At 67.9% G+C, this 10,158-nt stretch carries 7 protein-coding genes (1 of these 7 cut by a window edge); 2 read left to right on the forward strand and 5 right to left on the reverse strand.

What is annotated here, in order from left to right; translation table 11 throughout:
• The 5 genes from ACGFNJ_RS40665 to ACGFNJ_RS40685 all read right to left on the reverse strand — a co-directional run.
• Window positions 1–4,682, reverse strand: partial view of a non-ribosomal peptide synthase/polyketide synthase gene (locus tag ACGFNJ_RS40665; protein WP_393461366.1) — the start only. 24,253 nt of this gene lie to the left of the window's left edge; 4,682 of the gene's 28,935 nt are visible here — the first part of the coding sequence; the start codon lies at window positions 4,680–4,682; the stop codon falls past the left edge of the window.
• Window positions 4,683–4,873: 191 nt separating this feature from the next.
• Complete coding sequence (gene cobM, locus ACGFNJ_RS40670; protein WP_393461368.1) at window positions 4,874–5,623, reverse strand: precorrin-4 C(11)-methyltransferase; 750 nt, start codon at window positions 5,621–5,623, stop codon at window positions 4,874–4,876.
• A gap of 52 nt (window positions 5,624–5,675) precedes the next feature.
• Window positions 5,676–6,101, reverse strand: coding sequence for a PPOX class F420-dependent oxidoreductase (locus tag ACGFNJ_RS40675; protein ID WP_393461370.1), 426 nt, complete (start codon window positions 6,099–6,101; stop codon window positions 5,676–5,678).
• A gap of 85 nt (window positions 6,102–6,186) precedes the next feature.
• Window positions 6,187–6,804, reverse strand: coding sequence for a LuxR C-terminal-related transcriptional regulator (locus ACGFNJ_RS40680; protein ID WP_393461372.1), 618 nt, complete (start codon window positions 6,802–6,804; stop codon window positions 6,187–6,189).
• Entirely contained in the window at window positions 6,801–8,027 is a 1,227-nt protein-coding gene (locus ACGFNJ_RS40685) for a sensor histidine kinase (RefSeq protein ID WP_393461374.1), read from the reverse strand. The genes ACGFNJ_RS40680 and ACGFNJ_RS40685 overlap by 4 nt, the downstream gene beginning before the upstream one ends.
• Before the next feature lie 130 nt (window positions 8,028–8,157).
• On the opposite strand from ACGFNJ_RS40685, the gene ACGFNJ_RS40690 reads away from it, so the two are divergent.
• Complete coding sequence (locus tag ACGFNJ_RS40690; protein ID WP_393461376.1) at window positions 8,158–9,216, forward strand: ABC transporter permease; 1,059 nt, start codon at window positions 8,158–8,160, stop codon at window positions 9,214–9,216.
• 18 nt (window positions 9,217–9,234) lie between these two features.
• Window positions 9,235–9,999, forward strand: coding sequence for an ABC transporter ATP-binding protein (locus ACGFNJ_RS40695; protein ID WP_393461385.1), 765 nt, complete (start codon window positions 9,235–9,237; stop codon window positions 9,997–9,999).
• The last annotated feature ends 159 nt before the right edge of the window (window positions 10,000–10,158 follow it).

Genomic DNA, 10,158 nt, shown 5'->3' on the forward strand with positions numbered 1-10,158 from the left:
ACCGTCGCGGCGGGCAGGTCGTGCGCGGTCTGATTCCAGCCGGTGAGCACGGTCGCGCGTTCCTCGGCGTCCAGGAGCTCGATCTCGCGGATCGCGGAATCCGGTGTGGCGACCACGGTATCGAGCACACGCAGATAGCGGCGGCCGAAGGCGGCGACCGTTGCGGCGTCGAACAGGTCGGTGGCGTAGGACACGGTGACCGTCATGCCCGCGGTGGCGCCGTCGGCGCCACGCCCTTCGGTGATCGTCCATTGCAGGTCGAAACTGGCGATGCCGAGGTCGAGTTCGTCGGCGGAGACCGAGAGCCCTGGCAGTTCCAGTGTCGCGTGCGACAACTCCTGGAACGACAGCAGCACTTGGAACAGCGGATGGCGGGCCTGCGAACGCGCCGGGTTGAGCACCTCGACCAAGCGCTCGAACGGCACGTCGGCAAAGGCGAACGCGGCGAGGTCGGTTTCCCTGGTGCGGGTGAGGAACTCGGTGAACGACTCGGCGCCGTCGATCTCGGACCGCAACACCAGCGTGTTGACGAACATGCCGACGAGGTCGTCGAGTGCCGGCTCGCCGCGCCCGGCAACCGGGGTGCCGATGGCGATGTCGCTGGTGCCGGACAGCCGCGCGAGCAGCACCGCGAGCGAAGCGTGCATGACCATGAACAGGCTGACGCTGTTGGCGCGGGCCAGCGCCGAAAGGCGCTGGTGCAGTTCGGCATCGATCGCGAACCCGACACGGCCCCCGCGCAGGCTCTGCACCGGCGGGCGCGGGCGATCCGTCGGCAGGTCGAGCCGGTCGGGCAGCCCAGCCAATGCCCTACGCCAGTAGGCGATTTCGCGCGCCGCCAGCGAGCCGGGATCAGACTCGGCGCCGAGTACCTCGCGCTGCCAGATGCTGAAGTCCTGATACTGCACCGGCAGCGGCGCCCAGGTGGGCGCCCGGCCCGCTACTCGCGACAGGTAGGCCGCGGCCATATCGCGCGCCATCGGCCCGAAGGAGAAGCCGTCGGCGGCGATGTGGTGGACCACGAACGCGACCGCGTACTCGGTGCCGCCGGTCACCGCGAAGATCCGCACCCGGATCGGCAGCTCACGCGAGACATCGAAGCCGGTGGCCGCGAATTCGCGGAGCGCGCTCGATAATCGGGCTTCCTCGATCGGCTGGATCTCGATGCCCAGGTCGACCTCGCCGGCAGGCAGCACCTGCTGGTATGCGCCGTCTTCGGACTCGGGAAAGATCGTGCGCAGCGACTGCTGCCTGGTCACCACGTCGCTGAGCGCGGCCTCCAGCGCCACCACATCGACCTGGTCGCGCAGCCGCAGCACGAACGGCAGGTTGTAGGCAGGCACCGTCGGATCGAACTGGTTGAGGAACCAGATCCGCCGCTGCGCCAACGCCAGCGGCACCCGCTCGGGCAGCGGCTTGGCCACCAGCGGCGGCTTCGCTCCGTAGCTCGAACCTGCGCTGTCGGCGCGCGCGGCCAGTCCGGCCACCGTCGGGGTCTCGAACAGCGCGCGCACGCCGACGGCGGTGCCGAATGCCGCGCCGACGCGCGCGACCACCTGGGTGGCGACCAGCGAGTTGCCACCCAGATCGAAGAAGTCGTCGTCGACACCGATGCGGTCCTGGCTCAGCACGTCGGCGAAGATGCCGGCGATGACGTGCTCCGCCTGCGTGCGCGGGGCCAGGAACCCGGTCGCATCCGCGCGGAACAACAACTGTGGCAAGGCCTTTCGGTCCAGCTTGCCGCTGGTGTCGAGCGGGAACGTGTCCAGCACCACGGTCGAGGCAGGCACCATGTAGCCGGGCAGCTTCGCAGCCGTGAAACGGGTGAGCTCCGCCGGATCGACCGAATGCTCCGGTGCGGCAACGACATAGGCCACCACCTGCGGGCCGGTGGTGGTGTCCACCACCAGCACAACGGTCTGGCCGACCGCGGGATGCGCGAGCAGCGTGGTCTCGATCTCACCGAGCTCGATGCGCTGGCCACGGAACTTCACCTGGAAGTCGGTCCGGCCGAGGTACTCGAGCGTGCCCGCGTCGTTCCAGCGCACGAGATCACCGGTGCGATACATGCGTTCGCCGGTGTCGGACAACGGGTTCGCGACAAACCGATCCGCGGTCATGTCCGAGCGGCCGACGTATCCGCGCGCCAGCTGGCATCCGGCCAGATACAGCTCACCCGGCGCACCGATCGCAGCGGGTCGCAGCCGCGAATCCAACACGTAGACAGCGACATTCCATGCCGGTATGCCGATCGGCACGGTCACCGTATCGGCGGCGGTCGCCTCCCAGTAGGTCACCGACACTGCCGCCTCGGTCGGGCCGTACAGATTATGCAGACCCGCGGAGCTGATCGCACGGAATCCTGCGGCAGTCTCCGGCGGCAAGGTCTCGCCGATCACGAGCACCGTACGCAACGTGACGCATTGCGCCGCAGTGGCATACGAGACGAACTCAGCCAGCATCGTGGGCACGAAGTCGGTGACCGTCACGCCGTGCCGGTCGATCATGTCCGCGACATACAACGGGTCCCGATGCCCGTCCGGCGCGGCAATGACCAGTTTCGCGCCGACCATCAACGGCAGGAAATAGCCCCACAGCGACACATCGAACGTCGTCGCAGTCTTCTGCAGATACACATCGTCAACGGCCAACCGGTACTCGTCGAGCATCCACAACAGCTGATTGACAATCGCTTGGTGGGTGACCGCGACGCCCTTGGGCCGCCCTGTCGAACCAGAGGTGTAGATGACGTAGGCCGTGTTCGCCGGGCGCAACAGCGCCAAACGATCCGCATCGGTCACCGGTGCATCCGAGTACCCCGACACGTCGAGTGTGTCGATCCGTATCTGCTGCACCGACTTCGGGAGCTCCAGCTCATCACCAGAAGTCAGCACACAGACCGGGCTCGCGGACTCGAGAATGTAAGCAGTGCGCTCAGCCGGATGATCCGGATCCACCGGCACATACGCGCCACCGGCCTTCAGCACCGCATGCATGCCGATCACCAAATCCAGCGACCGCCGCATACCCAGCGCCACAAGAGATTCCGGACCCACACCATCCGCGATCAGGAACCGCGCCAACCGGTTCACCCGCGCACCGAACTCCGCATACGTCAGCGTCGCGGAGCGACTCGATGAGGGGTGGTGGTCGGGCGACGGGTGGGCGAGCTCCGCACCGTCGAAATCGAGCGCAATGTTCTCCGGCGTCAACGACATCTGCGCATCGAGCAACGCAGCCAGCGTGGTGTCGGGCACGTCCTGCTCGGAGTCGTTCCACTCCACCACCGAGCGCGCCCGCTCGTCGGCGCTGGTCAGCTCCAAGCTCCACACCGCAGTGTCCGCCGCAGCCGCCAAGAACCCGGCGAAGAACTCCAGAAAACGCGAATGATGCTGCCGCGCTTCCTCTTCGGAGTACAGGTTCGGGTTGGTCTCGAAGTCGATGCGCGGCGACGCATCCGCCTCGGACTGATAGAAGTTGACGCCGAGATCCTCGATCCGCCCCATCGAGAGCACCCGCATCGTGCCGACGGTCGCACCCAGCACGATCCGTGGATGGAACAGCACGATGTTGACCAACGGCGCCGCCTGCCAGCCCCCGGGGACGACCGCATCATTGCCCGCCGCATCACGGCGGATGTCCTCGTGCCGGTAACGCTGATGCCGCAGCGCCCCCGACACCTGCACGCGCACCTGTGCGAGCAGGTCGGCGATCGTGGTGGCGTGGTCGACCCGCACCCGCAGCGGCACGATATTCGAGGTCGTACCACCGGAACGCCGCATCACGGCAGTGGTGCGCGCGGTCACCGGCAAGCTCATGACCACGTCCTGCGCGCCGGTCCACTGCGCCAGATATGCGGCGAACGCGGCAAGCAACAACCCGGCAGGCGATGAATCATGGCGCGCGACAGCGGCTTCCAACAACACACCGTGCTCGTCCGACAGCACCGCGCCAGTCACGCCGTTGCGCGCGGCGGGCGGAGCCGAACGCCCGGCCAGGCTCGTGCCCGCCGCCAGATCGGTGACCCGATCGGCCCAGTACGCCCTGTCCGATGCGAAACGCGTGCTCGCCCGGTACTCCATCTCCTGGTCGTAGAGCGTGCGCAGGTCAGTGGCCTCGGCGGCCGCGATCGTGTCGCCGTTCACCAAAGCCGTGTAGATCTCGGCGATCCGCGCCACACTCGTCACCGCGGCGAAGCCGTCGAGCGCAATGTGGTGCGCCCGCAGGTACCAGTACCAATGCTCGTCGGCGAGTTGCAGCCCGGCGATCCGCACCAGCCGGTCCTCGGTCAACTCCAGCGGGCGACCGCACTCCGCGCGCATCCACGCCATGGCCGCCGCGGCCGGGTCGGCTTCCTCCCGCAGATCCACATAGTCGACCTGATAGTCGTCCGCCATGGTGTGGTCGACGTATTGGTAGGGCTCACCATCGCGCTCGACGATGCGCAGGAAGCCGGACTCGAGTTCCGACGAAGCGGCGACGAGGGCCTGGCCGAGCACGTCCAGCTCGAGCACGCCGTGCAACTCGACGTACTCGGCAACGGTGATCGGCACCTGCGGATCGGCATGCTGCGCGTACCAAATGCCCAATTGCGCAGGGGAAAGCGGAAAGTAGTCGGCCGAATCAGCGTGCGCCTGTACGCCACCAGCTTCGTCGTTTCCGCCGAAATCCAGCCGGTCCAACCGTAACCTCGCTTCCGGAACACCATGCAAGCGCTCCCCGACGACACCCCGGCAGGACGCGCACCCAGCACGGCGTGGCGCCCGCGTCTCGGGGCTTCAATTCTCTTGATCAATCAGTCAAAAAAGCTCAGCGGCACCCGTGTTGCATTCCTCACATCCTGCGCGACGCGCTGGGCGCCCGGCACGGCGGGTCACCGATGGCGCACCCTGGCCGGATCGTAGAGATGGGATTCCACGCACGACACCGAGCCCGACACGGCGCGGCCGACCAGGATGACCGCCGCCTGCCGCAGCCCGGCGGCCGCAACCTGATCGGCGATATCGGTGAGGGTGCCGCGCAGCACCAGCTGATCGGGTTGGCTGGCGCGGTAGACGACAGCGACGGGACAGTCCGCGCCGTAGTCGGCAACGAGTTCGTCGGCCAGCTCGCGGATCCGCGTGATCGCCAGGTGCAAGACGAGTGTCGCTCGGGTGCGGGCGAACCCGGCCAGTGCCTCGGTGTCGGGCATCGCGGTCGAGCGGGCCTGCGTGCGGGTCAGCACGACCGACTGCACGACCTCGGGCACGGTGAGTTCGGCGCCGAGCAGCGCGGCGGCCGCGGCGTAGGCGGGGACGCCAGGGGTGACGTCCCACGCGATGGCGTGCGCGTCCAGCCTGCGGGTCTGTTCGGTGAGGGCGGAATACAACGACGGGTCGCCCGAACACAACCTGGCCACGTCCTTGCCTGCGCGGTCGGCGCGCACCAGGTGTTCGGTGATCTGGTCGAGGTCGAGGTGCTGGGTGTCGATCAGCTCGGTTTCGGGCGCGCAGTGCGCGAGCACCTCTGGATCCAGATAGGTCCCCGCGTACAGGCACACCGGCGAGGAACGGAGCAGGGTGACCGCACGCACGGTCAACAGGTCGGCCGCGCCCGGCCCGGCCCCGATGAAGTGCACGGTCATGCGGAAGAGTCTATGGCCCAACGGCCGCGGCGGTCCGCGCCCGAGTACTGCCTCAGGCGGTGGCGTCCATGTGCGCGATCACCTTGGTCGGGCGCAGCCGCACGACCAACTCGCCGGGCACCCCGTTGCGCTTGCCGAATTCCTCGGCACGGTCCGCGCCCATGTAGCGGCCGCCGATCTCGGTGGCGGTGCGCACCAGCTCGTCGAGGTCCTCGGACAGGGTCACGGTGCCCTGCAACTGCACCGACGAATAGGGGTGTGCCTCCAAGTCGACACACACCGAGACGCGGCCGTCGCGCGCGAACGCCTTGCCCTTGGCGGTGTCCTTTCCGGTGTTGAACACCAGCTCGTCGCCTTCGAGTACGAACCAGACCGGCGTGACCATCGGCCTGCCGTCGGCGGCGACGAACGCCACCTTTCCCGTCCGCGTGCCGTGGGAGAGGAACTCGCGCACCTGAGGATCCGTGAGGGAAGCCATGGGGCAACCCTAAGCGCAGCGGTGGAGCCGGATGAGGCAGCGAGGACCGCATGTCGCAGAACGCCGCGGACTTCGAACGTGCAACTCAGATGGCACCTTGTTCGCGGGCGCGGGCGACGGCCGAGGTGCGGGACCGGACACCGAGTTTCGCGTAGATGTGCACCAGATGGGATTTGACGGTGGTCTCGCTGAGGAACAGCTCCTTGGCGATCTCCCGGTTGGATCGGCCGTCGGCGACCAAGCGCAGCACCTCGATCTCCCGTTGGCTCAGGGTGGTGTCGGCCCGCCGGACCCTGGTCATCAGTTTGGAGGCAACGGCGGGCGACAGCACGCTCTCCCCCGCGGCCGCCGAACGCACCGCGGCCAGCAATTCGGTCGGTGGGGTGTCCTTCAGGATGTACCCGCAGGCGCCTGCCTCGATGGCGCCGAGGATGTCGGCGTCGGTGTCGTAGTTGGTCACCACCAAGACATTCGGTGGCTGCGGCAAGGCACGCAGCTCGGCGGTGGCGTCCGCGCCGGAGCGACCGGGGCCGAAGCTCAGATCCATCAACACCAGATCCACCGGCGTGGTAGCGCAGAACGCGACGGCCGCCTCGGCGGTGGGCACATCGGCGACCACCGTGATGTCGTCGCCGCCGTCGAGGAGGGCGCGCAGGCCTGCCCGCACGATGGCGTGGTCGTCGGCGAGCAGCAGGCGGATCATGCGTGTGCTCCCGGCGGCGTATCACGAAGGGCGGGTGTCGAATCAGTGACTTCAGCCGGTGTCGCGACGGTGGGCTCCAGCGGGAACGCGACGGTGACCGCGGTGTGCCCAGGCTCCGATTCCACGATCATGCTGCCGCCCTGCTGCTCCACGCGCGAACGCATCGCGGCGAGCCCGAAGGAACCAGAAGGCGAGCGGTCGAGCACGGCCGGGTCGATGCCGATGCCGTCGTCCACCACATCGAGCAGCACCTCGGCGTCGGAATAGGTGAGCGTCAACCGCATTCGGCTCGCCGCCGCGTGCCGCACCACATTCGAGACCGCGCCCTGCGCGATGCGCACCAGCGCCGCCTCGACCGGCATCGCCAGCCGTTCCGGTGCACCCTCGACCACCAGCTTGGTGCTGAGCCCCGGCGCCGCGGCGCGCGCGCAGATGCGCTCCAGCGCCTGGGCCAGCGATTGGCCGTCCAACGCGGCGGGCGCCAATTCGGCGATCAGCCTTCGGGTTTCGGCGAGGTTCTCCGCGGCGGTCTCCCTGGCCAGCCGGATCTGTTGCAGGGCAGGATGTTCCGGCGCCGACTGTTCGGCGGCGTGCAGTAGCAGCTGAATGCTGCTCAGTCCCTGCGCGACGGTGTCGTGGATCTCCTGCGCCAAGCGTTCCCGCTCGGACAGCTTGCCCGCCGTGCGTTCCCGGTCCGCGAGTGCCGCTCGGGTGCTCATCAATTCGTCGATCAACCGCTGCCTTTCCGCCGACTCACGGAACAACGCCTGATAGCCGAGGCCGATGCCGACGGCCACCGCGGCGCCGAAGAGCGGACCGATCACCCCGGCGACCGACCAGCCGCGATGGGCGCCGAAGCCGAGCACCGCGATCGCGGTCGCCGCCGCCACCGCGAGCAGGCTCCACGGGCGCGGCAGCAGATGCAGATAGAGGAAGAACAAGCCGAAGGCGAGGTACCCGGCGTCCGGCGCGACAACGACCAGACCGAGCCACACCACGGTGAGCGCCGCCAGCCACATCGACGGCCCGCGGCGGCGACCGCTCAGCGCGGGTCCGGCGAAGTACATCGCCAGGAAGAGCACGGTCAACGTGATGACCGCGACCGGGTGCGGCGCACCGGGCAGCAGCGCACGCACCGCCGTCACCACGGCCAGCGCCGTCACCAGCACGTGCAGTCCGACCCGCAGCGCGGTGAAGACAGAGGTGAGCGGTGACGAGTGCACCCTGTCAGCTTATGTGCGGCTACCTCGGAGGCATCCATCGAAAGGTGTAAACCGCCGCCCACCTTTCGACCAGGTTCCTTTCCTTCCCGCGCGCGATGGCTCGGCGCCGTCCGCGCGGAACAGTGAAGGCATGTTCGTCGCACTCCGAGATCTGCGCGCCGCCCGCGGCCGCTTCCTGCTCATCACCCTGGTCGTCACGCTGGTTGCGCTGCTGGTGAGTTTCTTGAGCGGGCTCACCGCCGGTCTCGCACACCAGAACATCTCGGCCGTGACCTCGTTCCCCGGTGACACCGTCGTCTTCGCAGACAGTGGCGCAGCGCCGTCCTTCGACGCCTCGTCGCTGACGCAGGAACAGGTCGCGGCATGGCAGTCCGCCGCCGGACCGAACGGCACCGTCGATCCGATCGGCATCAGCCACGGCAAGGTCGATCCGAGCGGGCGGGCCGCCGTGCAGGTCGCGCTGTTCGGCACCACGGGAACAGCATTGGGCAATCGCTCGGCAACCCAGGACGGCACGGTGGTGCTGAGCACCGGCGCCGCCAAGGATCTCGGCGCGGCCGCAGGCGACACCGTCGCCATCGCCGGACGTCCCTTCACCGTCGCGGGCGTGCACGGCGACGACTGGTACAGCCACACCCCGGTGGTCTGGCAGACCCTCGCCGACTGGCAGGCGACGACGCCGCGTGCCGGTGCGGCGACCGTTCTCGCGGTCTCCGGGGTGCCCGACCAGAGCGCACCCAACGCCGCGGCGCACACCCAGACAACCAGCGTCACCGGCGCACTCTCCGCGCTGAGCGCCTACAAGGCGGAAAACGGCTCACTGACCTTGATGACCGTATTGCTCTTCGCCATCTCGGCTTTGGTGATCGGCGCCTTCTTCACCGTGTGGACCGTGCAGCGCATGCCCGACATCGCCACCTTGAAAGCACTCGGCGCCACCTCCGGCTCCCTGGTCCGCGACGCACTCGCCCAAGCAGCCGTCGTGCTCACCGCAGGAGTCGCCGTCGGCCTCGGAATCACCGCCACCGCAGCAGCTTTCCTCGGCGACGCCCTCCCCTTCGTCCTGAGCCCAACCACCACCCTCCTCCCCGCCGCCGCCCTCATCGCGCTCGGCCTACTCGGCGCCACCTTCGCCCTGCGCTTCCTGTTCACCACCGACCCACTCACCGCGCTCGGCGCGGGACGCTGAGCCACTGGAGTTTTCGAGATCATGAGCACCGCACTGACCGTCGACAACGTCACCCTGACCTACCCTGATGGCGTCGGCCGCCTCACCGCCCTGGACCAGGTGAGCCTGCACGTCCAAGGAGGCAACGTTGCCGCCATTACCGGCCCCTCCGGCTCCGGAAAGTCCAGTCTGCTCGCCGCAGTATCCACCTTGATCCGCCCCGACTCGGGCCGTATCGATCTCCAAACACCCACCGGCAGTATCAATCTCGCTAACGCCAGCCGCCGTGATGCCGCAGCGCTTCGCCGCTCCACCATCGGCATCGTCTTCCAACAACCGAACTTGATTCCCGCCCTGACCGCCCTCGAGCAACTCGAGGTCATGACCCACCTGGGCCAACACCTCCACACCACCCGCCACCAGCGCCACGAAACCCGCACCAGGGCAATGGAACTCCTCGATGCCGTAGGCCTCGCCGACCAACACGCCAAACGTCCCGCGCAACTCTCCGGCGGCCAGCGTCAACGTGTCAACATCGCCCGAGCCCTGATGAACAACCCCGCCCTACTCGTCATCGACGAACCAACAAGCGCCCTCGACACCGAACGAGGCTCCGCCATCATCGATCTCATCCTCACCATCGTCCACGACCACAACGCCGCCACCCTCCTGGTCACCCACGACCGCACCCACCTCCACCGCATGACCACCATCCACACCATGACGGACGGTCACCTCACCGAAACGTCGAACCACACCGAAAACTGGAACGTTCCAAAGCAATTCGTTCCAAAAACCGCCTGACACCAGCCATTTCCCTGTCGGTGGCCACTGATAGCCTCCGCGCATGCCCAGCCATTTGCACGAGCGACTAGGGCGTGTTTCGAAGTCCGCTGGTGGTGGCTGCGCGTAGCGGCGCCACCACCAGCGTTTTCGGTGGAAGCTGTTGCCCGCGTTGGCATA

It is taken from the genome of Nocardia sp. NPDC049149 (genome assembly GCF_043197455.1).
GTDB lineage: Bacteria > Actinomycetota > Actinomycetes > Mycobacteriales > Mycobacteriaceae > Nocardia.